We start from the raw sequence: 23,949 nt of genomic DNA, 5'->3' as shown, positions 1-23,949 counted from the left end.
ATGAAAAAAATAATTATTATAGCGATTGTATTTGTTTTTGCAGCCTGTTCGAAAGACTATTTGGAAAGACGTTCGTTAACACAGATCAGTGAAGCCAATTTTTTCAGAACAGAGCAGGATTTTGTATTGGCGCTGAACGGCACCTACGAAGTATTGCAAGACAGGGTTCAGTACAGTGGCAGCTTAAATGGCACCGCAGGTTTTCCCATGTACGATAATTTGGGTGATAATGCCTTCAATTCATTTAAGTTTGAAGGTCCAGGAAATTTTATGGAAGCAAACATTACCCCGGATCATGACATGTTTACTTCTCTATGGAATTCGTTGTATAAAGGCATTCGTCGTGCAAATACCGTATTGGAAAAAATTGAAGCAGCACCAACCTCAGTAATACCTGATGCAAGAAAACAAATCATCAAAGGACAGGCTCTATTTCTTCGTTCACTTTTTTATTCGCATCTCGCCATCTATTACCAGGATGCTCCACTTGTTTTAAAAGTGCAGGAATTAGAAGAAGCCTATGTACCCAAGAATACTTACCAGGAAATTTCAACGCAGGTGATAAAAGATTTAAAGGACGCTGCTAATTTTCTGCCACAGTCTTATCCTGCAGCTCAATATGGCTATGCTACAAAAGGCGCAGCGTTAGGACTACTTGCAAGATTTCTTCTTTATAACAAAGATTACCAGGGTGTGTTAGATGCAACAGCTTCCGTGTTAACGCTTGGCTACACATTAAATCCAAGTTATGCGCAGCTGTTTACAGAACAAGGTGAATTATCAACTGAAATTATTTTCTCGGTAAGATTTATTCAGGATGCATCGAATAATGGAGAATTGTTTTCCGGTGTTTTTCTTACTGCACCTAAAGTAGATCAGCAACCTATGCCCAATCTTGTAAAAGATTACTATTGCACAGATGGTAAACCAATTACTACATCACCTTTATACAGTCCCGGCACTGCCACAAACAATACACCGCAAAAAAATAACAGGGATCCCCGTTTATTAGCTTCTGTCTATTTCAGAGGTGATGCATTTTTGGTTGACAGAATTGCACCTGTTGGTGTGTTTACAACAAATGCTACCACTTATGGCCAGAAGAAATATATACGCAATGCAAATTCGCCTACAGGTATTGCACCGTTTAATCCGGGAGGACAAGATTTTATTGTAATTCGCTATGCTGATGTGTTACTGATGCGTGCAGAAGCAATGGTAGAGTTGGGGCAACTTACAGGTGTGCCTGCATTGGTGAACCAAGTAAGAGCAAGAGTGAACATGCCAACAGTTGAAGTTGCAGAAGGAACTGGTTTAAGTCAGGCTGTATTAAGAAATATCGTTCGTCATGAACGGAGAGTAGAATTAGCCTTTGAAGGGTTGCGTTATTATGATTTAAAACGATGGGGTACAGTGCAGGATGCTTTTAACAGGGCAAAGGCAGATAACATTGCTAACTACAGTGCCCGTATCGGTTACCTGGACAGATCGACTATATTTCCAATACCAACAGCAGAGTTAAGAGCTAATCTTAAATTGGAACAAAACCCTGTTTGGAAATAATGACAACAATAAAATATGATTAACCGGTAATAAAGCACTTCATTGATGCATATAAGGAAAGCGTAACCCGATACAACTGAGAAACAAATTTTTATCTGTACTGTGAGAACCACAATCTTTCAATCATCGCAGATGAAGTGCTTTTCTTTAGTCTTATTTAATATATCGTTCTTTACCATCCTGCTGTGCAGCAGTTGCGGTAACAGTAACCGACCACCTGATCGCAATCGTACAAAGGATAGTATTCATTCCTGTATGCCAACACCGAAAAGGTTTGCGACTATATAAGAAGTCGTTTACATCGCTGCTGTTTTTTAAGCAACTGGTACATCCTTCTCCCTTAAATGAACAATTTATTACAAGTGCGGATTTTATATTTACTCTGGTAAGAATAACAATCATTCAAAAAAGTTCATGCAAATAAAAGAATCAATAAGAAAAGTATTCCTGGAAAAATTTCAGGAAGAACCAGTCATTGTTCGCTCTCCAGGCAGAATCAATATCATAGGTGAGCATACGGATTATAATGATGGATTTGTATTGCCTGCTGCGATTGATAAAGCTGCTTATGTAGCCATCTCTCTTCGGAACGATGATGAAATACATTTAGTGGCGCATGACTTGCATGAAACGTTTTCTACTTCGCTTGTTGGTTTAAAACCTGTGGGTGATGTAAGCTGGCCCAATTACATTTTAGGTTCAGCCATTCAGTTTTTTAAAATGCAGAAGTTATTTCGTGGGTTTAATGTTGTGCTCTCCAGTGATGTGCCGATGGGTGCCGGTCTTTCTTCATCTGCTGCTGTTGAATGTGCTACGGTTTTTGCATTAAATGAATTGCTCAACACACAACTAGATCGTATTACCATGGTTCAAATGGCACAAAAAGCCGAGCATGAATTTGCGGGTGTAATGTGTGGCATCATGGATCAGTTTGCAAGCATGATGGGCAAGAAAGATCATGTGATACGTTTGGATTGTCGCTCATTAGAGTATGAATACAAACCGTTTAAACTCGATGGGTACAAAATTCTTTTATTAAATACCAACGTAAAACATTCGCTTGCTTCAAGTGAATACAATACCCGTCGTAAAGAATGTACACAAGCTGTTACATGGATACAACAACATCACCCAAATGTAAAAGCATTAAGAGATGCAAATGAAGAAATGCTCAATCAATATGTATTACCAGAAGATGCGTTGGTTGATAAGCGAAGCCGTTTTGTAGTGCGGGAGATCAACCGCTTACTACAGGGGTGTGATGATTTGGAACACGGACAAATAGAAGCATTAGGCGCAAAAATGTTTGATACACACAAAGGGCTGAGTGAAATGTATGAAGTGAGTTGCAAAGAACTGGATTGGTTGGTTGATCGTGTAAAAAGTAATGCTTCAGTGATGGGTGCACGTATGATGGGTGGTGGTTTTGGTGGCTGCACCATCAATTTAATTAAAGAAGAAGCCATTGAGCCATTGATCAAAAATATTCAACCGCTATATGAAGCAACCATGAACCTGCCTTTGACTTATTATGTGGCCACTATTGAAAACGGAACAGAACGAATTGCATAAACCATGTTTGATTTAAAAGAGCATTCGCATACAAGGCTTAACATACTTACGGGTGATTGGATTTTGGTATCACCACATCGTATGAAGCGTCCGTGGCAGGGGAAGGTAGAAGATTTGCCTGCTGATAACAGACCTGCTTATGATGCCGGTTGTTATTTATGCCCCGGTAATAAACGTTCTGATGGGAGTATGAATCCGGCGTATGAAAATGCGTATGTGTTTACCAATGATTTTTCTGCGTTGTTGTCTGATACTCCTACAGGTGAATATAACAACAGTCTCTTACAGGCAAAAAGTGAAAGCGGTATTTGCAGGGTTATTTGTTTTTCACCTGATCATAGTTTAACACTGCCGCTCATGAGTGAGCAGGCAATTGAAAAAGTAATTGAGCTGTGGCAAAATGAATTTGCAGAATTATCAAAACATTCATTTATCAAGTACATCCAGATTTTTGAAAACAAAGGTGAAATCATGGGATGCAGCAATCCGCATCCGCATGGCCAGGTATGGGCATCTTCATCCATACCATTGGAGCTTTCAAAAGAAACTACACAACAACAAAATTATTTTCAGCAGCATGGTAAAAGTTTATTGAGTGATTACCTGCAAACTGAACTGCAACAACAGGAACGTATTATCATAGAGAACGAACATTTTGTGGCGTTGGTTCCTTTCTGGGCAGTATGGCCTTATGAAACCATGATTGTAAGCAAGCGTCATGTGCAGCATGTATTACAATTTACTGATGAAGAGAAAACAGCGTTGGCATCAATCCTTAAACAATTAACTGCCAAATACGATAATCTCTTTCATGTATCATTTCCGTATTCAGCAGGGATGCATCAATCACCCGTAAATGACGGGGTGCATGAAGAATGGCACTGGCACATGCACTTTTATCCACCATTGTTGCGAAGTGCTACCGTAAAGAAATTTATGGTGGGTTATGAAATGCTGGCTAATCCGCAACGGGACATCACTGCAGAAACTGCAGCAGCTACACTCAGATCTTTATCTGCCATACATTATAAAGAGCAATAGGCATCTATTATTATAAGAAACATCCGAAGTAAACAAAAAAGCAGTTCAAATGAACTGCTTTTTCTATCGTGCCCAGGACTGGATTCGAACCAGCACATCCTTGCGAACGCTGCGACCTGAACACAGTGCGTCTACCAATTTCGCCACCTGGGCAACTTGTCCCGACAATATCGGGGTTCAGGGGGTGCAAATGTAACGGGCTTTCAGGAAAGTAAAAAATTAAAATCGCTTAGGTCTTTTGCTTTTTCAACCCCAATATCAGGATGCCTGCAATCACCAATCCTGTGCCTACCAATTGCGACCAGTGAATCGTTTCGCCCAAAAACCACCATGCCTGTAAGATAGTTGATACTGGGCCAATGCTGGAAATGATGGCCACATTATTACTGCCGATGCGTTTAGTGCCGCCTGCAATTAAATAGGATGGAAGTACAGTTGCAATAATGCCCAACAACAAACCATATTGCCAATGTTGTTTAGCAACCGATACCAGCAACGATGCATCGTGCCCAACAAGGAAATGAATAAAAATACCGGCCGTTGCTGCAAGCATGGCGTAAGAAGTAAATGCAGTAGCACCTGTTAACGGAATTAAACGACCACTGCCTACAATATAAAGTGCATACGTAATAGAGCAGAGAAATACCAGTAAGCCACCCCAAAAGAAACCGGGCTGCAAATGATAAAGATTAAATTCACCTGCATAGGCCAACGCAATTCCGGAATAGGTGAGCAGCAATGCCAATCGCTGGTTACTGTTTATCTTCTCCCGAAAAACAAATGCATTGATCAACACCACAAAACTGGGGTAGAGGAAAAGGATCAATCGTTCAAGACCGGCTGAAATATAACGCAGCCCTTCAAAATCAAGATAACTGCTTACATAATAACCGAGCAAACCAACTGCAACCAGCTGCAACCATTTTTTTAAACTGAGCGTTGTTGTGTTCGTACGTTTTGTAACAAATAATACTGCTATGTAAAACGGTAATGCAAACAGCATACGCAATGCCAGCAGCGACAATGCATCCACTTCAATGGATGCAAATGCTTTTTTAACAATAATGGCCTTGGTTGAAAACAGGATCGATCCTGTAAACGTCAACACAAAACCAATGAATGCAAGTGATTGTTTTTTCGACATAAGGTTAAAAAAAAGAGTCCTGCATATTACAACAGGACTCTTTTAAAAAGCTAAAAAGATATTCGCCTGTTATACACTCACGTTAAAATCACGCAGCGCATCATTCAAACTTGTCTTCAGATCGGTACTTGGTTTACGCTGACCAATAATCAATGCACAACCAACACCATATTCTCCTGCGGGGAATTTTTTTGTATAAGAACCCGGTATCACCACACTGCGAGCAGGAACACGGCCTTTCATTTCAACCGGTTCAGCGCCACTCACATCAATGATCTTTGTTGATTGTGTCAATACCACGTTTGCACCAAGCACAGCTTCTTTCTCTACACGCACACCTTCCACTACAATACAACGACTGCCTACAAACACGCCATCTTCAATAATTACCGGGCTTGCCTGCAATGGTTCCAACACACCACCAATACCAACACCACCACTCAGGTGAACACCTTTACCAATCTGAGCACAGCTACCAACTGTAGCCCATGTATCAACCATCGTACCTTCATCAACATACGCTCCAATGTTTACATAACTTGGCATCAACACCACATTCTTCGCCAGGTAAGCACCGTAACGTGCTACTGCATGTGGTACTGCACGTACGCCGAGGTCTTTATAATTTTTCTTCAGCAACATTTTATCGTAAAACTCAAACGGAGCCACATCCCATGTCTGCATTTGCTGAATACCAAAATACATCAGGATGGCCTGCTTTACCCATTCGTTTACCTGCCAGCCATCACTAACTGGTTCTGCTGTACGTAAACGGCCTTTATCTACTTCTTCAATAACAGCACGCACCGCATCACTGTATTTATTATCCTTCAAAAGTTCACGGTTACCCCATGCTTCAAGAATCAAATCTTTCATTGTTGTTTCAAATTTGCTGCGAAAATAGTCAATAGTGAATTGTCAACAAGAGGATTTAAAAATTCGAAAGAATATTTTATATGTTATACCAGCGCCTGTATTTTATAGCATCGCCTGTTGCCACGCAAGCTCTTGTACGTCCGGGAATACTATTCATCAAAAACCCACCCCTGCAGTCGTTGCCTATGTGCAACACGTTGCCGCCCCTCCCGAGGAGGAGATAAGCTCCATGCCGTTTGTACAGCAATTTACAAAAACAGCACCCCATTCACTATTCACCATTGACAATTCACTATTGCACAATATTCCGCACCTTTGCGCCATGAATATTGGCTTCGATGCAAAACGGGCATATCATAATCAAACAGGGTTAGGGCACTACAGTCGAACATTGATCCGTTCGCTGGCAACAGGCTTTCCGCAACATCAGTACGTGCTCTTCAATCCTAAATCTTCTTCACTTTTCTTTTTTGATGACTTGAAGAATGTACAGGAAGTACAGCCGCAAACATTCATTAGCAAAAAACTATCATCGTTGTGGCGCAGCAACTGGATCAAGTCCGATTTAAAACGATTGAACATTGATCTCTATCACGGACTCAGCCACGAAATACCTGTAAATATTCAGCGCACCGGTATTAAGTCGGTTGTTACCATGCACGATCTTATTCATGAACGTTATCCTGAGCAATATAAAGCCATCGACAGAAAAATTTATACAAATAAATTCAGGTACGCTTGCGAACATGCCGATCGTATCATTGCCATCAGTGAACAAACCAAAAGCGATCTCATCGAATTTTATCAAACAGCTCCAGATAAAATTGATGTATGCTACCAGAGTTGTAATCCTGCATTTGCACAAACAGTTTCTGCCGATACGAAAGAACGCATCCGTAAACATTACCAGCTGCCAGAGAACTATTTCTTATACGTTGGTTCCATTATTGAACGCAAGAACCTGCTCAACCTTTGCAAGGCAATGCAGTTGATGGGCAATGAAAATCCCTTGCCGTTGGTGGTAATTGGTAATGGTGGCGAATACAAACAAAAAGTAAAAGACTTTGTTACGTTAAACCGCCTCGATGAAAAGATCATTTTTCTTTCCGATAGCAAAACAGCAAAATATTCTCCGGGGTTTCAATCGGCAGAAGATTTTCCTGCCATCTACCAAATGGCAACAGCCATGATCTATCCAAGTGTGTTTGAAGGTTTCGGTATTCCTGTACTGGAAGCGTTGTGGAGCCGCATTCCGGTAATAACGTCGAATGTTTCCTGTTTGCCCGAAGCAGGGGGGGAAGGAGCTTTTTATGTTGATCCCAATAAACCCGAAGAAATTGCAGCGCAAATGAAACGCATTTTAAACGATAGTACGTTTGTTGCACAACAGGTAGAAAAAGGTTGGCAACATGCACAACGCTTTACCAATGAAGCAACTGCTGCTAGCGTAATGAACGTTTATAAAAAATTGTTCTAAACAATTGTAACAAATCTTACTTCTAACCTCGTACTTCAAACTTGTTTTGTCTTTCTTATTTTTGCAGCGTATGATGATTGATTGTTCAAAAGAAGAGCTGAAGATTCTGCAGATAATTGGTAACTGTGCACAGAAAATGCAATTGCCCTGTTATCTTGTTGGCGGCTTTGTGCGTGATAAATTACTGCAACGTGCCTGTAAAGATATTGATGTTGTTTGCGTAGGCGATGGTATTGAATTGGCAAACGAAGTAGCGAAACAGTTTAAACCAACACCACAGGTTGCTTTCTTTAAAACATTCGGTACAGCCAATATTAAAGTTGGTGGATTTGAAATTGAGTTTGTAGGTGCACGTAAAGAAAGTTATGCTGCACATTCACGCAAGCCAGAAGTGGAGCCCGGTACTTTGGAGGATGATCAGCGTCGAAGAGATTTCACCATCAATGCACTTGCCATCAGTTTAAACAAAGATGATTTCGGTGCGTTGATCGACCCATTCAATGGAGTGGAAGACCTTAAACTGCAACTCATCCGTACACCATTAGAGCCCGGCACAACTTTCAGCGACGACCCCTTGCGTATGATGCGTGCCATTCGTTTTGCATCGCAATTAAACTTCAGTATTGTTCCGGAAACATGGCTGGGTATTATTGAAAATGCACATCGTTTACATATCATTTCAAAAGAACGTATTGCCGATGAGCTGAACAAAATTGTACTCAGTCCGAAACCATCTGTTGGCTTCGATCTGTTGTACAAGAGCGGTTTGCTTAAATTATTCTTTCCGCAAATGATCGATCTTGCCGGTGCCGAATACATTGACGGTAAAGGACACAAGGATAATTTTTATCACACACTCCAGGTGCTGGATAATATTGCCGAACATACAAACGATTTGTGGTTGCGTTGGGCAGCTATTCTTCACGATATTGCCAAACCTGCAACCAAACGTTTTGAAAAAGGTCATGGCTGGACATTTCATGGGCACGAAGTTGTTGGAGGCAGAATGGTACCGAAAATTTTTGCACAGTTAAAACTTCCAGCAAACGAAAAAATGAAGTTTGTAAAGAAGTTGGTGGAGCTGCATCTTCGACCCATCAGTTTAACCAAAGAAAACATAACGGACAGTGCTATCCGCCGTTTACTGTTTGATGCGGGTGAAGATTTTGATGCATTGATGTTGTTGTGCAATGCCGATATCACTTCAAAAAACCAACAGAAAGTACAGCGTTATCTGCAGAATTTCGAACTGGTGCGCCAACGTTGCAAAGAGGTGGAGGAGAAAGATCATATCCGCAACTGGCAACCACCCATTACCGGCGAACTGATCATGCAAATATTTAATGTGCCGCCGTCACGCATAGTAGGCGACCTGAAAACGGCCATTAAAGATGCTATTCTCGATGGTGCAATTGAAAACAGTTACGAAGCGGCATATGCCTTTATGCTCCAAAAAGCAAAAGAAGTAAATCTTGTTCCTGTGAGTTAATGTTTTTACTTTTGTAAGTGACCGTTTGAAGAGGAAAGCGATTGCATTTCATTCTCAAATTTTCAAATTCATTCATTTTCAAATTACGTTATGGCTGTTTTACGATTCAGAATTTATTGGGAAGAAGATGATGCCATTTATCGTGATGTTGCTGTAAAGCACACACAAAATTTCAGAGATCTGCACGAAGTGATCCTGAAAGCATACGAATTCGATAACAAACATAAGGCTACGTTTCATCGTAGTAACGATCACTGGCAGCGGGGTCGTGAAATATCATTAGAAAAATACGAGAAGGATTATAAGGCAGAACCTTTGCTGATGGAAGAAACGGCAGTTGGTACTGAAATACGTGAGCCTAATCAGAAGTTCATTTTCGTTTACGATTTTAATAAGAACTGGACATTCCTTGTTGAGTTGATCAACGTAAGCAAAGATGATAATCCGAAACTTACATACCCTTGCGTTGTTCGCAGCGAAGGCATTGCACCAAGTCAGTACGGTACCAAAGGTTTGGTTGGCGATAAGCTGGCCGAAATGGAAGAAAAATATGATTTGAGTGCAGTTGGCGAAGGCTTTGGTGAAGAAGGCGAAGAAAGTGAAGGAGCAGAGGAAGAAGAGGATAGCGCAACAGAAGAGGATGATGCCGCATTTTAACACATCCGTCTGACGGATATCAATGTTACTTTTTTTATTTACGTTTATAAATGTGTCGGAAGCTCCTTGAGACGCTGGACACTTGCTGAGTTCTTTACAAACTCATCAAAACATGAACAAAACAGTTATTCTTATTGCAGGGCCTACAGCAGTTGGCAAAACAGCTTTGGCTATACAGCTTGCACAGCATTACAATACTGCAATTATTTCCGCCGATTCAAGACAGTGTTACAAAGAAATTACGATTGGCGTAGCCAAACCGTCAGCTGAGGAATTAGCAGCGGTAAAGCATTATTTCATCAATTCACATTCCATTACAGGAGAGCTTACGGCAGCGTCATATGAGCAATATGCGTTAGCTGCAGCTGATAAAATCTTTACAACAAATGATGTTGCAGTAATGGTTGGTGGAACAGGGTTGTACATTAAAGCTTTTTGTGAGGGCATGGATCAGATACCTGCAGTACCGGATGCATTGCGAATGGAGTTGCAGCAAGCCTATCAGCAGCAAGGCATCAGTTGGTTACAACAGCAATTACAACAGCACGACCCGTTGTTTGCAGCACAGGGCGAAATGCAAAATCCGCAGCGTATGCTCCGTGCATTGGAAGTTGTTTTGGCAAGCGGTGAATCGATCATCAAATTCAGAACAGGGGAGAAGCAACAGCGGCCGTTCAATGTAATTAAGATAGCGCTTGAACTGCCAAGAGAAGAATTATATAGCCGAATAAATCTGCGTGTAGACCTGATGATGAAAGAAGGTTTATTGGAAGAAGCAAAAGCAGTTTATCCGCAACGGCAGTTAAATGCATTACAAACAGTTGGCTACAGGGAGTTGTTCGATTATTTCGACGGAAGCATTTCATTAGAACAAGCCATCGACAAAATAAAACAGAACAGCAGGCATTATGCCAAGCGACAACTTACCTGGTTTAAACGGGATACAGCAATGAAATGGTTTCATCCATCCAATACTGAAGCGATCATTCAATTTGTTACTGCAATAAAAAAAGAGCATTCGAAATGAATGCTCTTTTTTCTATAAAGCTGTTTGCTTAGAATTTAAACCCAACAGTTGCTACAACCTGTCCGTTTGAAATATTGTTTTTTGCAAACGGGTAAGATGCATCTTGTAAAGTGTAAGGAACATGAAAATTTCTGCCGAACGCATGTGCATAGGTCAGATCAAAAAACACACCTTTATCTCTGTAACCTAAACCAAGACTTGGCGTCATTCTCCAGCCGGGTAAATCTTCACCAAATACATCGTTTACAAAATTGCGGTTGTACGGGCTTCCCATAAAATTGAAACCTGCACGCACCATCAATGTTTTAAACTTCAGTTCTCCACCAATACGTGCATTGATCGCCATTTTGTACATCTCATCAATCTGGCTGTTTAAGCCATTGAAGTATTCTGTTTCACCAACATCGGGCGACCCCTGGCTGCTGCTGTACTTCATTGCTTTGTAATTGATCAACTCAACATCACCTGTAATAAATGCTTTTTGTTTGGTTACATCGCTTATTTCACGAAAAACATACGATAAACCTAAACCTGCACGCCATGGAGTAACGATCTGGTACGAATACCTGTTTTCATCGCCGCCACCTGTAAGTTCATTTACATCTTTTGTGTTGTACGTGTAAGATGTAGGTTTACTCGGATCGTTATTCAAGCGGCGTGAATAGTTTTCAATATTACTTGTAATGGTCGCATCAGCATAATCTGTAAGCGACATAATCGTAGGTGTATGAAAAGTTAAACCGATACGGAAATATTCAACGGGTTTAAACAAAACACCAAGCTTCGCATTAATACCACCACCTCTTGTTGCAAGATTTTCAGTGAATGTGAAACTTTCAAAATCATTATCTGTATTGCCCGTTCCGTCATTTTCCGTTACAACCGTTTGCCTGTCGTACTGAACAATCGGAATACCGATGGTAACACCATAAAGTACTTTGTCGTTGCTGTTCCAGGCAAGAGCAATAGCACCTTCCGTCATACCTCCTTTTGATTCGTATGCAAAATGCTGCGTAATATTTTTGCTGATGTCGGCATTGGTGATCAACAGATCGCCGTTAGGAGAACTGACAATATCGATGAGGTACGATTCATAAGCCTGGCTTGCACCTAAAGGAAAACTGCTGCGAACTCCATCAATTGTTGATACATTACTGTACTTGATCTCTTCCAACCATTTTTCGGTGTACGAACTGTTTAAGTTCCGTCCGCCATAAGAAAACCGTGTATTAAAGTTGGCCGTTTGGTTTACAGCAAGCGCAAGGGTGGTGTTATTTCTCGAACGGCCATATCTTCCTCCACCAAAACTAAAAATCACGCCACTTGTACCGCCATTCAATTTGCTTTTATTTCCTTTGGTGATGGTATCGTTGTAATTGATCTTGTATTTATTGAAATTGAAACCCGGAGAAAGTACAAGCTCATTGGTTTTAAATTGAGCAATACCGGCTGGATTAATAAAAACCGAACTGATATCGCCACCCAACGAAATATTTGTTCCTCCAATGGCTTGCGTACGTGCAGTTCCTGAACTTATGGGGTAAGAATAGCGTAAGGCATCAAATACATCCTGGGCATATGAGCTTTGAAGAAGGCATACAGCTATCCCCGTTATGAAAATTCTTTTCATATTCGTTTTTTGATTCTTCGTATCGTCTTATGACTTGTTATTAGTTACGGCGTCCTCCGGCTGAGCTGCCACTTGAGCTGCTTGATGAAGAGGAAGAAGAACTGCTGGATGATGATGAGCCTGAACTAATGCTTCTGCTGCTACTGCCGGAAGAAGTATTGTTATTACTGTTTCCGAACGAACGGCTGCTCGATGTTCTGTCGCCACTCCATGAGCTGTTATTATTGTTTCCGCCAAAGTAACCACTTCTGGTGCTGTTGGTATTGTTACCAAAGTAACGGCTGCCCGAACCTGTACCGGTAGGTTTGCCGTAAGTGAAGTTTGTTCCTGAATTAGGGAAACGTTGAATAGGAGCTGAGTAACGAATACCAGTGCTGTATTTTGGAGCACCGGGGCCTGCAATTACAATCAGGTTATTGCCGCCGGGTATGCAGATGTATGGGGAACTCCATTTGTTATAGTAACCGGTGTTCCAGCCACTGTTCCATGCCCATGAATTATAAGGACTGTTCCAGCTGTTCCAACCCCAGGTATTGTACGGGCTGTTCCAAGTATTCCAACCCCAGCTGTTGTAGCGTGGCGTGTTCCAGTAAATATCGTCTTCAAAACGGAAGCGTGAATCACGGATCTGCTGACGTAAACGACGGTCTTCCAAACTGCGGTCGTTGTAAGAATAACGGTCATCTTCATCACGGTCTATCTGCACATAAGTTTCCTGTGGCCGCTCGGGTGAATAATAAACGTCATCAGGAGTTTGTCCTGTACGATAGGTGGCGCAGGAGGTCAGCCCTGCTGTTACCAAACCAACGAGTAAAATTCTGGTTACCATGATGTTTTGAATTTGAGGTTTGTAATGTGAAGTTACTACTTTTGCAACTCCTTAGATAGTTCAATAAATATTTTAACAAATAGCAAGCCATTGCACTTTTTTTCGTGTATCTGGCCTGTTAAACTAACTGTAAACTTTTATAAAGGCATTCAACAATGGCAGCGGCAATTACATCTCGTGAGCAGGATTATTCGCAATGGTATAACGATCTTATCTTAAAAGGCGGCTTGGCCGATTATTCCGCTGTACGTGGCTGTATGGTGATTAAACCCTACGGCTTTGCACTTTGGGAGAATATGCGTGATCAGTTAGACAGGATGTTTAAAGAAACAGGCCATGTTAATGCCTATTTTCCGTTGTTTATTCCAAAGAGTTTTTTAAGCAAAGAAGCGGCACACGTGGAAGGTTTTGCCAAGGAGTGTGCGGTTGTTACGCATTACCGTTTAAAGAACGATCCGAATGGTGGGGGTGTAGTAGTTGACCCGGAAGCAAAGCTGGAGGAAGAACTGATTGTTCGCCCAACTTCTGAAACCATTATCTGGAATACATATAAAGACTGGATACAATCGTACCGTGATTTGCCGATATTGGTAAACCAATGGGCAAATGTTGTTCGTTGGGAAATGCGTACACGTTTATTCCTTCGTACTGCTGAGTTTTTGTGGCAGGAAGGACATACCGCCCATGCAACTGCGCAGGAAGCAGTGGAAGAAACAAGAAAGATGTTGGATGTATATGCACAATTTGCAGAAGAGTGGATGGCCGTACCGGTTATTAAAGGTGTGAAAACAGCCAATGAACGTTTTGCAGGTGCAGAAGACACGTACTGTATTGAAGCATTGATGCAGGATGGCAAAGCATTGCAGGCAGGCACTTCACATTTCTTGGGACAGAATTTTGCAAAAGCATTTGATGTAAAATTCAGCAATAAAGAAAACGAACTTGAATATGTGTGGGCTACCAGCTGGGGCGTAAGTACACGTTTGATTGGTGGTTTGGTGATGGCGCATAGCGATGACCAGGGATTGATTCTTCCACCAAAAATTGCTCCATTGCAGGTGGTGATCGTTCCTATTCACAAAGGCGAAGAACAATTGAAGGCGATTACCGAAAAGGTAAACGTATTGATGAGCGAACTGAAAGCATTGGGCGTTCGTGTTAAATACGATGACAGCGATAATGCAAGACCGGGCTGGAAATTTGCAGAGCATGAATTGAAAGGGGTGCCTGTGCGTGTGGCAATAGGCGGTCGTGATCTTGAAAATAATACGGCTGAGGTTGCAAGACGGGATGAAAAAACAAAAGCAACGGTAAGTCAGGATGGCCTTGCAGCTTACCTGCATGGATTGCTGGAAGAAATTCAGCAGAACATGTTTAACAAAGCAAAAGCTTATCGAGACAGCCATATTAGCAAAGCTGATACATGGGAAGAATTTGTTGCAGCATTGGAAAACAAAGGTGGTTTTGTATCGGCACATTGGGATGGCACTGCTGAAACTGAAGAAGAGATCAAAGCAAAAACAAAAGCAACCATCCGTTGTATTCCGTTGAACAACGAACAGGAAGAAGGTAAATGTATTCTTACCGGCAAAGCTTCGAAAGAAAGAGTATTGTTTGCATTAGCATATTAAAAAACAAACCGCATATTATTCTAAGGCCGGCTCATCGCCGGCCTTTTTATTTTGAAAAAAAGTGCAAGCCCTGTATGTTTGAAGTATGCAACTACTTCTTAGCTTTTTTGCTGATATTGTTCTTTGGCTGGAGAAGCATATGCTTACCTGCCCAAGCAGAAAGTTCCTGCATATTGATTGCCCGGGTTGTGGTTTGCAACGCAGTTATATTGCATTGCTCAAGGGAAACATTGCTGAAAGCATTCGTTTGTACCCGGCAGCTATACCCATCCTGTTACTTTTTCTTTATCTTTTGACGCATATAGCTGTGCGTTTTAAAAACGGCGCCAGAATACTTACAATCGGTTATATTTTTTGCGCACTAATAATTGTGGTACATTATATTTACAGAGTAACAACAAACCAAATACTGCATTAATGGAACAAAATCAACAACAGGATTATTTATCCAGTCAACAAACACAACAAGCCTTACCAAACGCCACAGCCGTACTTGTGTTAGGCATTTTATCCATTGTTATTTGCTTTATTACCGGCATTATAGCCTTGGTATTGGCCAACAAAGACATGGCATTGTACAGAGCAAACCCCGGTGCATATACAGCACAGTCGTACAGCAATATTAAAACCGGGCGTATCTGTGCAATCATTGGTATTGCGTTGCAGCTAATCGGCTTCCTGGTGTATATTATTTTCATCGTTTTCCTGGTTACCGCTGCAGGAGCTGCAGGTGGTTTCAATTAATCTCAGCAATCAATTCAATTCATCAAAACCAACTTTAACATGGATCAATTTCAACAGCAACGTCCGTTACCAAATGCAACAATTGTATTGGTACTGGGCATTCTTTCCATTATAGCCTGTTGCTTTTATGGCTTGGGTATTATTCTTGGTATTGTAGCTATTGTTTTGGCTGCAAAAGACAAGAAATTGTTTGCAGCGGAACCCGAACTGTATACAGCTTCAAGTTTAAAAAACTTAAATGCAGGAAGAGTATGTGCTATTATTGGTTTAATTCTTTCAGCATTGTATCTTATTCTTATCATTGTTATGATTGCCACTTTCGGTATTGAAGCCATGCGCAATCCCGATGAAATGATGCGTCGTATGCAGGAGCTGCAAGGATAAAAATCATCAGCTTTATAAAAGAAAAGCCGCTTCAACTGAAGCGGCTTTTCTTTTTATTCTTTTGTTGCAAGATAATTGTAATCGGCGATCATGCGTTCCAGAAAAGCATCTACTTCCAGGTCGCTTTCAATTTTCAGTACCGATTTTATGCGACCTGCAATACGATGAGCTGTTTCAAAATTTCCCCGTTTGTAAGAATCGTTTAAAACAGTTTTGATGGTATTGATATCCCTGTCGCTCAGTTTTAATACCTGTGGAAAAAGCACCTTGTAATCCTTCTGGTTAATTTCCATAAACACCGTATCATGTATAGAACGGTTAATACGGGTACTTACAATAGCAGTATTGGCTGCAAGATCGCCAAGCCGCTGATTGTTTTTTGTTACGGCAACAATAATCACAACTACTATTCCGAATACGCAAACGATTATGATCTGGTAAAGAATCAACAAGCCCGGTAATACAAATGCAAATACCAGTGGCCATTCCCACACACGAAAAAACCAACGTAACAGGTATTGGCTGATGGCAGGGTCGCCACCATCCAGACTCATCACCCTTATGCCCATTGCCATTTTGCCAAGACTTTGTCCGTGAAACAGAATTTCAAATACAAGGTGATACAGGAGCAGAGGAATAGATACAGCCAGTATATCAATACCAGTTGCTTTTTCGCCGCTGAGCAATAAAACATCGTACAGTACAAAGCGCATGAGCGATGCATATACAACCATCAACGTAAGATCGAGCAATGTAGCAACAAGCCGTTTGAAAAAGGGGGCTATTTCAAAGTCGAGCGATATATTAAAAGGTGTACTGATTTGTACGTTAGACATAGATCTGTTTGTATTTGTAAAATAAAGGAATAATTTATTGCACAGTTGGCTGTAATTAAAAATTACTTGCTATTTTCAATTTTCCGACTCACCATGAGAGAAGCACTCTTTATTAAAAAAAATGCGCAGAAGTGGAACGAATACCAATATCTGCAAACCGAGGACCCCGATCAGATGGCCGAAAGGTTTATTACCCTGCTCGACGATCTGAGTTACTCCAAAACGTTTTATCCGCACAGTAAGGTTACACAATGGATCAACAGTTTGGCGGTAAGCATTTATCAAACTATTTATCAAAATAAGAAACAGCGCTTCTCCCGACTCATTACATTTTGGCGTTATGAGTTGCCGTTGATGTTCCGCAAGTATCACAAAATGTTTTTGTATACGTTTCTCTTATTTGCATTGTTGTGTTCAATAGCTATACTGTCTTCGATGAAAGATGATGGTTTTGTAAAAGGTGTGTTGGGTGAGAACTATGTGGCCATGACGGAAGAGAATATTGAAAAGGGTGATCCTTTTGGTGTGTACAGCGATGAAAGCAGGTTTTCGATGTGGGTACGTATTGCATTCAACAATATCAAAGTTGGTTTTTTAATTGTTGTAAGCGGTATCACATTCGGATTCGGAACCTTGTATTTCTTCTTTCAGAACAGTATTATGGTAGGCAGTTTTCAATACATGTTCTTTGCAAAAGGTTTAGGCTGGCAAAGTGTATTGGTGATCTGGATACATGGTACACTCGAAATTTCAGGAATGATCATTGAAGCCTGTGCCGGCTTTATACTTGGCAGCAGCATTGTATTTCCGGGCACCTATTCCCGCTGGGTTTCGTTTAAACGGGGAGTGAAGGATGCGATGAAGATCTGTGTAAGTCTTGTACCCATCACCATTCTTGCAGCTTTTCTTGAAAGTTATATTACACGTTTAAGCTCTAATGCATTTGATAAAACAACCAATACCTCTTTACCAGTAGCAGCAAGCATCAGTATACTGGCGGTATCGTTGCTGTTCATTGTTTGGTACTTTGTTATTTATCCTATTCGTTTAGAAAGAAAATTGCGTAACAATCCGGCCTTTGCAGAAAAACTAAACGCATGAGATATCCTTCGTTTTTACTGGTACTGTTCTTTCTTCTGTTTTCTGCCAACATCAATGCGCAGGAGAATGATACCGTTGTTGTAAACCCACCTGTTGTTGACACATCAGTTGTGGTGGAGGATGAAGATTACGAAGAATCAACTGAGGATACAAGAGTTTACGATACAACACTTCTTTTTCAACAATGGTTTTACCCGGCAGACAGCATCAATCATCTGCGCAGAGAAAAAGATTTCAGCTATGCAAACAACCTCGACAGTTTATTAAAACTGAGGCAGGAAGAATTAAACAAACAACAAAAAAAAGTAAGCAACAGTACAGGTACATCGGTTAATATCGGAGGCGTATTACAAATTCTGCTCTGGGGCATTCTTATTGCAGCATTGTTATTTGTGTTGTACCGTGTTTTCCTTAGCGACAAAGGTTTGTTTACATCACCAACCAAAAACAAGCAGATAGAAGTAGAGGAGGAGCAGTTAACCGACGATGCATATCTCGATCAACAATTAAAACAGGCGCTGAGCGATCAAAACTACCGGTTGGCCATTCGTTATTTATACCTGCAGTCGTTAAACAAACTCAGTCAACGCAACTGGCTGCATCTTTCGCCCGACAAAACCAACTATCAGTATGTTCGTGAACTTGCAAAACCACAACTGCGAAATGGTTTTTCCAGAATTACTCTTCATTATGAATATGCATGGTATGGCGATTTTGAAATTGATGCAACGGTATACCAACAGGTAAAAAATGATTTTGATTTATTCAACCAATCTGTAAAACAATTTTGATAAAACTGCTACGATACGGCTTTTTCCTTTCAGCACTTCTCTTTTTTACATCCTGCGGAAGCAAAAACAAAGTAAAGCTGCCCGACATGACACGTAGCTACTCGAAAAGAAGCAAGAAACCGTTTGGTGCTTATGTTGCATACAGCATGCTTTCAACCAGGTACAGACAATCAACTGTACTTACAATGACAAAACCGTTTTCCGAAACATTTGCTTTTCATAACGAAAGTGGAAACAGTTTGTATGTAATTATTGCAAAACGGGTGTTAATGGTTGAAAAAGATGTGGAACTGTTGCTGAACTATGTAAGCAACGGTAACCAGGTTTTTATTTCTGCAGAATATATTGATGAACAGCTGCTCGAAAAATTAGATATTGAACCGCAATACTACACCGTTAAAAGTATTTTTCAGCAAAAGGCCGATACGGCTGGCCCAATGCGTTACACTGCAGTTTCGGTAAAACGAACCGACTCGTTAAAACCAAAACAATACAATTTCTTTTATTTTCCGTTCGATGCACATTTTGTTCGCCCCGAAGAGAAAGGAGCTGTTGTACTTGGTCAGAACGACGAAACTTCTCCCAACTATATTTCATTACAACATGGCAATGGGCGCATCTATCTGCATTTAAACCCGGAAGCATTCAGTAATTATTTTTTACTGCAAAATCAGAACAAAGGATACGCTGAAGAAGCATTTGCTTATTTACCATCGTCAAGAACAATGGTATACTGGGATGATTATTATCGCATTGGCAGTACACCTAATGAAAGCTTTTCGATGTTTGATGTGTTTCTGAAACACGAAATGCTGAAGTGGGCGCTGTTGCTTACTATGGCCTTACTCATTTTTTATGTTGCGTTTGCAAGTAAACGCAGGCAACGTTTTATTCCAATAAAAACAGTGAACAGTAACGATAGTATTTCATTTGTTGAAACAATCGGACGTTTGTACCTGCAAAAGAAAGACAATGTAAATATTGCGCATAAAATGACGACTTATTTCCTTGAGTATATCCGTACGCATTATTATCTTAATACGGCACATCTCAATGCAGAGTTTATGTCGTCGCTATCGAGAAAAAGCGGAGTAGCAGAAATAGAAGTGAAAGATTTTTTCCGCTTCTTGCAGCAACTACAGGAGAGTCCGCAGGTTTCTGACCAGGAATTATTAGAATACAATAACAGAATGCAACAATTTTTAAAATAAGCAGGCATGGAATATTCATTTTTTGAACAACGTACAGATTTGTCGCAACTCAATAACGCTATTGCAACTATAAGAGAAGCAGTTGGAAAAGTAATTGTTGGGCAGGAGCAAATGGTAGAACTTATGATCGCAGGAATTTTAGCCGACGGGCATATTCTTATTGAAGGCGTACCCGGCGTTGCAAAAACACTTTCGGCTAAACTGATGGCCAAGCTCATTGATGCAGGCTTTTCACGCATACAGTTTACGCCCGATCTGATGCCGAGCGATGTATTGGGTACATCTGTGTTTAATCCGAAGGAAGCAAGCTTTCAGTTTAAAGCTGGACCGTTGTTCAGCAACATTGTGTTGATTGATGAAATTAACCGTGCCCCGGCAAAAACACAATCGGCATTGTTTGAAGTAATGGAAGAACGGCAGGTTACAGTTGATGGTACAACCTATACGATGAATACACCGTTTATGGTACTGGCAACACAAAATCCCATCGACCAGGAAGGAACTTATCGTTTACCCGAAGCACAACTCGACCGTTTCCTGTTTAAAATAGAAGTGGGTTATCCAACATTGGAAGAAGAGGTGATCATTCTCAGCAATCAGCACCAGGCCGATAACAGAAACCTGTTGAACGAAGTGGAGAAAGTTTTATCGGCAACTGATATTGCACAATACAGGGAAACCATCCGCAAAATTGTTGTTGATCAGAAATTGCTTGAGTTTATTGCACGTATTGTATTTGAAACAAGAAATAATCCATCCTTGTTTCTCGGAGCATCGCCAAGAGCATCGCTTGCAATTGTTAAAGCATCGAAAGCATTTGCTGCAATGCGTGGCCGTGATTTTATTACTCCCGAAGATATTATTGAAGTGGCTCCGCATGTATTACGTCACCGCATTATTCTTACACCTGAAAAAGAAATGGAAGGACTTACTGCCGACGAATTAATTGACCGCATCATCAAATCGCTGGAGGTACCACGTTAATATGTTCTGGCTGCTGTTACTTTCCGGAGGTTTATTGTATGTACTGTCGCACTACGTGCTAAAGACAGTGTACCTCAGCAACCGTTTTTATGTGTTGCTGTCAATAGCTGCTGTGCTGTTCCTTGTGGCATTTTTCATTCCCGAAATTGAAACTGCAGCCCGCATCTTTTTTGTTGTACTCACGGCATTGTTTGCAGCCGATCTGTTTTTCTTATTTGTCATCAACCGTAAACCCGTAGTTGAACGGATTGTTCCCGAACGTTTGAGTAATGGTGATAATAATCCCATAAAAATTACGATACACAACCGATATCCGTTTAGAATACATGCAGAGCTGATTGATGAATTACCCGAACAGTTTGAGCAACGGAACTTTAAACTAAGTCTTACGTTGAAACCGGGCGAAACCAAAGAGCAACATTATGTTGTACGTCCGTTGGAAAGAGGTGAATATAAGTTTGGTGTTGTTCAACTCTTTGCATCTTCGTTAGTAGGTTTGGTTGAACGGAAGTTTGCAGGAGCAAGCGAAGAAATGATTCCCGTTTATCCTTCGTTCATCCGTATGCGGCAATACCAGTTACATGCAGAAGCAGCGCAAACAAAAGAAGCGGGCAACAGACGTTTACGAAAGATCGGCCACAGTATGGAGTTTGAGCAGGTAAAAGAATATGTGCAGGGCGATGATGTGCGGAATATAAACTGGAAAGCAACAGCACGCAAAGGATCGTTGATGGTGAATTCGTACACAGATGAGAAAAGTCAGCAGGTGTATTGCATTGTAGATAAAGGCCGCCTGATGAAAATGCCTTTCCAGGGATTGACCTTACTCGATCATGCCATTAATGCAAGTCTTGTAATGTGTAATGTTGCGTTGAATAAACAGGACAAGTTTGGATTAATGACCTTCAGTAACAAAGCAGGTTCTATGTTGGCTGCCGATCGTAAACCGGTGCAGCTGGAAAAAGTGTTGCAGCTTTTGTACAATCAGCAAACTGCTTTTCTTGAATCGGATTTTGAATTGCTTTACACACGTATCCGTGCAACCATCAAACAACGCAGCTTAATTATTCTCTTTACCAACTTCGAATCGTTAACGGGTATGCAACGACAGATGCAATACCTCAAACGTATTGCAAAATACCATTTGCTACTGGTTGTGTTTTTCGAAAACACCGAATTAAAAACAGTAAGCATGCAGGATGTGAACGACCTTGAAGATCTGTATGTAAAAACCATCGCCGGTAAATTCATGCACGAAAAACAACTCATTGTAAAGGAGCTGCAACATGCAGGCATTCTCAGTATTCTTTCTGCACCGGAAAATGTAACCGTCAATACGATTAATAAATACATTGAAATAAAGACAAGGCAGGCGATATAGAAGTACGAGGTTGGAGCTACGAGGTACGAAGTAAAAAGCACCCACACTAATAACTTTGTGTTGCCCGCATGTAATGTTGAAAAAGAGTAATTGTTCTTTTTTCAATAAGATCTAAATATTCAGAGGCATCAATCAATTGTTGTATTGTACCGCCGCCAGAATATTCGTCTTTACCAATAACGTCGATCAGTTTCCGTTCGTTATCCCGAAAAGTAAGCCACGCTTTTTGTGCAGCAATAAGTGCTTTCTTATCCTCCGGTTTGAGAACGTCCATCAGTCTTTTATAATATTTATTGAGCAAGCTATCATATTTTGCCGCCGCTTCATAAGTAGCCATACGCATTCCAGCAGTTGTCCAATCGTAATTTATATAAAGTTGCATGTAACGGTGCACTCGAAACGTATCTAATTCAAATTCGATACTATATTCATGATCATTGTCCTTGATTAATTTAGCTTTTAGCACATCAGCTTCTTTTGCAATATCGCTTGCGATTTTCTTTTCAATTGCAACTGTAACTTCCACAGGGTCCTTTGTTTTTTGAGAGAAAGCAACAATAGAAAATAATAAGAACAAGGCTATCAATCCAAGTTTTTTCATTTGGTTTTTTTCCAAATTTAATGGAATTAGTTATTGATTTTTTTGCTCTTCCTGACGATGCGCAAAATATAAAAACCAAAGAATAAGACACAAGGTTCAAGTTATAAAGAACCAAAAACGATAAACCATAAACAGGAAACGGCTAAGGACAACTGATTACTCATTCAACTTCACGCATCGCTCTCCATTCCCTACCTTTGCCCACGCATGAAACAGGAAGAGCAAACTATTTTTACCGAAGGGCAAGTGATCTTAGTTGATAAACCACTCGAATGGACATCGCATGATGTGGTGGCAAAAGTGCGCAGTACTATCCGTATAAAAAAGGTAGGACATGCAGGCACGCTTGATCCATTGGCTACAGGTTTGCTTATTCTCTGCACGGGCAAGTTTACCAAACGCATTAACGAATACCAGGCACGTGAAAAAGAATATACCGGTACGTTTACCATTGGTGCAGTAACACCAACGTATGATCTTGAAAGTACGCCTGAACAGGAGAAAGATTATTCGTTTGTAACCGAAGAGCTCATTCACGAAACAACAAAGCCATTTATTGGCGATATTATGCAGGTGCCGCCAACGCATTCGGCTATTAAGCGTGATGGTAAACCTGTTTACTTAATGGCAAGAAAAGGAGTGGATGTAGTGCTTGAACCAAGGCCCTTACACATTGCAGCTTTTGAAATTACAAAGATCGAATTACCTGTTTTGCATTTCCGTGTGGTATGTTCTACAGGAACCTATATCCGTAGTCTTGCCCACGATTATGGAAAAGCATTGGGTTGTGGCGCTTACCTCAGCAGCCTGCGTCGTACACGCATTGGCGAGTTTACAACCGAACATGCAAGAACATTACCTGAAACATTGGCGTGGATAAAAGAAGTGAAGGCGGGAATGATGAATGATGAATAATAAGTGCATTCAGAAATTTTAGCGAACAAGTGAATCAATGAGCAATGCTTACCATTGTATTTTCC

Annotated in this window: 23 protein-coding genes and 1 tRNA gene; 17 read left to right on the top strand and 7 right to left on the bottom strand. The window is 40.8% G+C overall.

The window, feature by feature from the left end:
- The 3 genes from ESA94_RS01020 to ESA94_RS01010 all read left to right on the top strand — a co-directional run bounded on the left by ESA94_RS01020 (window position 1) and on the right by ESA94_RS01010 (window position 4,176).
- On the top strand, window positions 1-1,563 hold the full coding sequence (locus tag ESA94_RS01020) for a RagB/SusD family nutrient uptake outer membrane protein (protein ID WP_164972585.1): 1,563 nt from the start codon (window positions 1-3) through the stop codon (window positions 1,561-1,563).
- Between the two features lie 414 nt (window positions 1,564-1,977).
- Window positions 1,978-3,135: a galactokinase gene (gene galK / locus ESA94_RS01015; protein WP_129129000.1), complete on the top strand. Its 1,158-nt coding sequence runs from the start codon at window positions 1,978-1,980 to the stop codon at window positions 3,133-3,135.
- Window positions 3,136-3,138: 3 nt separating this feature from the next.
- A complete protein-coding gene (locus tag ESA94_RS01010) occupies window positions 3,139-4,176 on the top strand; it encodes a UDP-glucose--hexose-1-phosphate uridylyltransferase (protein WP_129128999.1) in 1,038 nt (345 codons plus the stop codon).
- Between the two features lie 69 nt (window positions 4,177-4,245).
- Here the strand turns inward: ESA94_RS01010 and ESA94_RS01005 are convergent.
- The 3 genes from ESA94_RS01005 to ESA94_RS00995 all read right to left on the bottom strand — a co-directional run bounded on the left by ESA94_RS01005 (window position 4,246) and on the right by ESA94_RS00995 (window position 6,196).
- Window positions 4,246-4,329: transfer RNA gene (locus ESA94_RS01005), tRNA-Leu, on the bottom strand.
- Between the two features lie 76 nt (window positions 4,330-4,405).
- Window positions 4,406-5,320 carry a DMT family transporter gene (locus tag ESA94_RS01000; protein WP_129128998.1) on the bottom strand — a complete coding sequence of 305 codons (915 nt, stop codon included), beginning with the start codon at window positions 5,318-5,320 and terminating at the stop codon, window positions 4,406-4,408.
- A 69-nt stretch (window positions 5,321-5,389) separates the two neighbouring features.
- Window positions 5,390-6,196, bottom strand: a complete 807-nt coding sequence (locus ESA94_RS00995; protein ID WP_129128997.1) for a 2,3,4,5-tetrahydropyridine-2,6-dicarboxylate N-succinyltransferase — start codon at window positions 6,194-6,196, stop codon at window positions 5,390-5,392.
- A gap of 322 nt (window positions 6,197-6,518) precedes the next feature.
- Between ESA94_RS00995 and ESA94_RS00990 the strand changes: the two genes are divergently transcribed.
- The 4 genes from ESA94_RS00990 to miaA all read left to right on the top strand — a co-directional run bounded on the left by ESA94_RS00990 (window position 6,519) and on the right by miaA (window position 10,846).
- Window positions 6,519-7,673, top strand: coding sequence for a glycosyltransferase family 4 protein (locus ESA94_RS00990; protein WP_129128996.1), 1,155 nt, complete (start codon window positions 6,519-6,521; stop codon window positions 7,671-7,673).
- 70 nt (window positions 7,674-7,743) lie between these two features.
- Entirely contained in the window at window positions 7,744-9,162 is a 1,419-nt protein-coding gene (locus tag ESA94_RS00985) for a CCA tRNA nucleotidyltransferase (RefSeq protein WP_129128995.1), read from the top strand.
- A gap of 90 nt (window positions 9,163-9,252) precedes the next feature.
- Window positions 9,253-9,819 (top strand): IS1096 element passenger TnpR family protein, encoded by a 567-nt coding sequence (locus tag ESA94_RS00980; protein ID WP_129128994.1) that lies wholly within the window; start codon window positions 9,253-9,255, stop codon window positions 9,817-9,819.
- A gap of 112 nt (window positions 9,820-9,931) precedes the next feature.
- The gene (gene miaA, locus ESA94_RS00975; RefSeq protein WP_129128993.1) at window positions 9,932-10,846 is read left to right on the top strand and encodes a tRNA (adenosine(37)-N6)-dimethylallyltransferase MiaA; all 915 of its coding nucleotides are present in this window, start codon (window positions 9,932-9,934) and stop codon (window positions 10,844-10,846) included.
- Between the two features lie 28 nt (window positions 10,847-10,874).
- Here miaA and ESA94_RS00970 read toward each other — a convergent pair whose 3' ends face one another.
- Together ESA94_RS00970 and ESA94_RS00965 are read right to left on the bottom strand one after the other, a co-directional pair.
- Window positions 10,875-12,476: an OmpP1/FadL family transporter gene (locus tag ESA94_RS00970; protein WP_129128992.1), complete on the bottom strand. Its 1,602-nt coding sequence runs from the start codon at window positions 12,474-12,476 to the stop codon at window positions 10,875-10,877.
- 40 nt (window positions 12,477-12,516) lie between these two features.
- Complete coding sequence (locus ESA94_RS00965) at window positions 12,517-13,305, bottom strand: hypothetical protein (RefSeq protein WP_129128991.1); 789 nt, start codon at window positions 13,303-13,305, stop codon at window positions 12,517-12,519.
- Window positions 13,306-13,460: 155 nt separating this feature from the next.
- Between ESA94_RS00965 and proS the strand changes: the two genes are divergently transcribed.
- From proS to ESA94_RS00945, 4 genes are all read left to right on the top strand, one after another.
- Window positions 13,461-14,936 (top strand): proline--tRNA ligase, encoded by a 1,476-nt coding sequence (gene proS, locus ESA94_RS00960; RefSeq protein ID WP_129128990.1) that lies wholly within the window; start codon window positions 13,461-13,463, stop codon window positions 14,934-14,936.
- Between the two features lie 85 nt (window positions 14,937-15,021).
- Window positions 15,022-15,354 carry a DUF2752 domain-containing protein gene (locus tag ESA94_RS00955; protein WP_129128989.1) on the top strand — a complete coding sequence of 111 codons (333 nt, stop codon included), beginning with the start codon at window positions 15,022-15,024 and terminating at the stop codon, window positions 15,352-15,354.
- Complete coding sequence (locus ESA94_RS00950; protein WP_129128988.1) at window positions 15,354-15,680, top strand: CCC motif membrane protein; 327 nt, start codon at window positions 15,354-15,356, stop codon at window positions 15,678-15,680. Before ESA94_RS00955 ends, ESA94_RS00950 begins: the two co-directional genes overlap by 1 nt.
- Window positions 15,681-15,719: 39 nt before the next feature.
- Window positions 15,720-16,064, top strand: coding sequence for a CCC motif membrane protein (locus tag ESA94_RS00945; protein WP_129128987.1), 345 nt, complete (start codon window positions 15,720-15,722; stop codon window positions 16,062-16,064).
- Window positions 16,065-16,117: 53 nt separating this feature from the next.
- On the opposite strand, the gene ESA94_RS00940 is transcribed toward ESA94_RS00945, so the two are convergent.
- Entirely contained in the window at window positions 16,118-16,900 is a 783-nt protein-coding gene (locus tag ESA94_RS00940; RefSeq protein WP_129128986.1) for an RDD family protein, read from the bottom strand.
- Window positions 16,901-16,993: 93 nt separating this feature from the next.
- On the opposite strand from ESA94_RS00940, the gene ESA94_RS00935 reads away from it, so the two are divergent.
- From ESA94_RS00935 to ESA94_RS00915, 5 genes are all read left to right on the top strand, one after another.
- Window positions 16,994-18,001: a stage II sporulation protein M gene (locus tag ESA94_RS00935; protein ID WP_129128985.1), complete on the top strand. Its 1,008-nt coding sequence runs from the start codon at window positions 16,994-16,996 to the stop codon at window positions 17,999-18,001.
- Window positions 17,998-18,792 (top strand): DUF4129 domain-containing protein, encoded by a 795-nt coding sequence (locus ESA94_RS00930; protein WP_129128984.1) that lies wholly within the window; start codon window positions 17,998-18,000, stop codon window positions 18,790-18,792. The genes ESA94_RS00935 and ESA94_RS00930 overlap by 4 nt, the downstream gene beginning before the upstream one ends.
- Before the next feature lie 86 nt (window positions 18,793-18,878).
- A complete protein-coding gene (locus tag ESA94_RS00925; protein WP_129128983.1) occupies window positions 18,879-20,003 on the top strand; it encodes a DUF4350 domain-containing protein in 1,125 nt (374 codons plus the stop codon).
- Between the two features lie 6 nt (window positions 20,004-20,009).
- Window positions 20,010-20,987 (top strand): AAA family ATPase, encoded by a 978-nt coding sequence (locus tag ESA94_RS00920; protein WP_129128982.1) that lies wholly within the window; start codon window positions 20,010-20,012, stop codon window positions 20,985-20,987.
- A gap of 1 nt (window position 20,988) precedes the next feature.
- Window positions 20,989-22,368, top strand: coding sequence for a DUF58 domain-containing protein (locus ESA94_RS00915; protein WP_129128981.1), 1,380 nt, complete (start codon window positions 20,989-20,991; stop codon window positions 22,366-22,368).
- Between the two features lie 46 nt (window positions 22,369-22,414).
- Here ESA94_RS00915 and ESA94_RS00910 read toward each other — a convergent pair whose 3' ends face one another.
- On the bottom strand, window positions 22,415-22,969 hold the full coding sequence (locus tag ESA94_RS00910; protein WP_129128980.1) for a lysozyme inhibitor LprI family protein: 555 nt from the start codon (window positions 22,967-22,969) through the stop codon (window positions 22,415-22,417).
- A 207-nt stretch (window positions 22,970-23,176) separates the two neighbouring features.
- Here ESA94_RS00910 and truB point away from each other — a divergent pair, with 207 nt between their 5' ends.
- Complete coding sequence (gene truB / locus ESA94_RS00905; protein WP_129128979.1) at window positions 23,177-23,884, top strand: tRNA pseudouridine(55) synthase TruB; 708 nt, start codon at window positions 23,177-23,179, stop codon at window positions 23,882-23,884.
- The last annotated feature ends 65 nt before the right edge of the window (window positions 23,885-23,949 follow it).

It is taken from the genome of Lacibacter luteus (assembly GCF_004118265.1).
Taxonomy (GTDB): domain Bacteria; phylum Bacteroidota; class Bacteroidia; order Chitinophagales; family Chitinophagaceae; genus Lacibacter; species Lacibacter luteus.
This window is presented reverse-complemented; position numbering and strand designations above follow the sequence as displayed.

Bases quoted from the DNA above. Each gene is read 5' to 3' on its own strand.
- ESA94_RS00985 (WP_129128995.1), top strand. From the start codon at position 7,744: ATGATGATTGATTGTTCAAAAGAAGAGCTGAAGATTCTGCAGATAATT.
- ESA94_RS00990 (WP_129128996.1), top strand. From the start codon at position 6,519: ATGAATATTGGCTTCGATGCAAAACGGGCATATCATAATCAAACAGGG.
- ESA94_RS00980 (WP_129128994.1), top strand. From the start codon at position 9,253: ATGGCTGTTTTACGATTCAGAATTTATTGGGAAGAAGATGATGCCATT.
- ESA94_RS00925 (WP_129128983.1), top strand. From the start codon at position 18,879: ATGACACGTAGCTACTCGAAAAGAAGCAAGAAACCGTTTGGTGCTTAT.
- ESA94_RS00955 (WP_129128989.1), top strand. From the start codon at position 15,022: ATGCAACTACTTCTTAGCTTTTTTGCTGATATTGTTCTTTGGCTGGAG.
- ESA94_RS00945 (WP_129128987.1), top strand. From the start codon at position 15,720: ATGGATCAATTTCAACAGCAACGTCCGTTACCAAATGCAACAATTGTA.
- proS (WP_129128990.1), top strand. From the start codon at position 13,461: ATGGCAGCGGCAATTACATCTCGTGAGCAGGATTATTCGCAATGGTAT.
- truB (WP_129128979.1), top strand. From the start codon at position 23,177: ATGAAACAGGAAGAGCAAACTATTTTTACCGAAGGGCAAGTGATCTTA.
- ESA94_RS00935 (WP_129128985.1), top strand. From the start codon at position 16,994: ATGAGAGAAGCACTCTTTATTAAAAAAAATGCGCAGAAGTGGAACGAA.
- ESA94_RS01000 (WP_129128998.1), bottom strand. From the start codon at position 5,320: ATGTCGAAAAAACAATCACTTGCATTCATTGGTTTTGTGTTGACGTTT.
- ESA94_RS00915 (WP_129128981.1), top strand. From the start codon at position 20,989: ATGTTCTGGCTGCTGTTACTTTCCGGAGGTTTATTGTATGTACTGTCG.
- ESA94_RS01020 (WP_164972585.1), top strand. From the start codon at position 1: ATGAAAAAAATAATTATTATAGCGATTGTATTTGTTTTTGCAGCCTGT.
- ESA94_RS00965 (WP_129128991.1), bottom strand. From the start codon at position 13,305: ATGGTAACCAGAATTTTACTCGTTGGTTTGGTAACAGCAGGGCTGACC.
- ESA94_RS00970 (WP_129128992.1), bottom strand. From the start codon at position 12,476: ATGAAAAGAATTTTCATAACGGGGATAGCTGTATGCCTTCTTCAAAGC.
- ESA94_RS00950 (WP_129128988.1), top strand. From the start codon at position 15,354: ATGGAACAAAATCAACAACAGGATTATTTATCCAGTCAACAAACACAA.
- ESA94_RS00930 (WP_129128984.1), top strand. From the start codon at position 17,998: ATGAGATATCCTTCGTTTTTACTGGTACTGTTCTTTCTTCTGTTTTCT.
- miaA (WP_129128993.1), top strand. From the start codon at position 9,932: ATGAACAAAACAGTTATTCTTATTGCAGGGCCTACAGCAGTTGGCAAA.
- ESA94_RS00920 (WP_129128982.1), top strand. From the start codon at position 20,010: ATGGAATATTCATTTTTTGAACAACGTACAGATTTGTCGCAACTCAAT.
- ESA94_RS00995 (WP_129128997.1), bottom strand. From the start codon at position 6,196: ATGAAAGATTTGATTCTTGAAGCATGGGGTAACCGTGAACTTTTGAAG.
- ESA94_RS00910 (WP_129128980.1), bottom strand. From the start codon at position 22,969: ATGAAAAAACTTGGATTGATAGCCTTGTTCTTATTATTTTCTATTGTT.
- ESA94_RS00940 (WP_129128986.1), bottom strand. From the start codon at position 16,900: ATGTCTAACGTACAAATCAGTACACCTTTTAATATATCGCTCGACTTT.
- ESA94_RS01010 (WP_129128999.1), top strand. From the start codon at position 3,139: ATGTTTGATTTAAAAGAGCATTCGCATACAAGGCTTAACATACTTACG.
- galK (WP_129129000.1), top strand. From the start codon at position 1,978: ATGCAAATAAAAGAATCAATAAGAAAAGTATTCCTGGAAAAATTTCAG.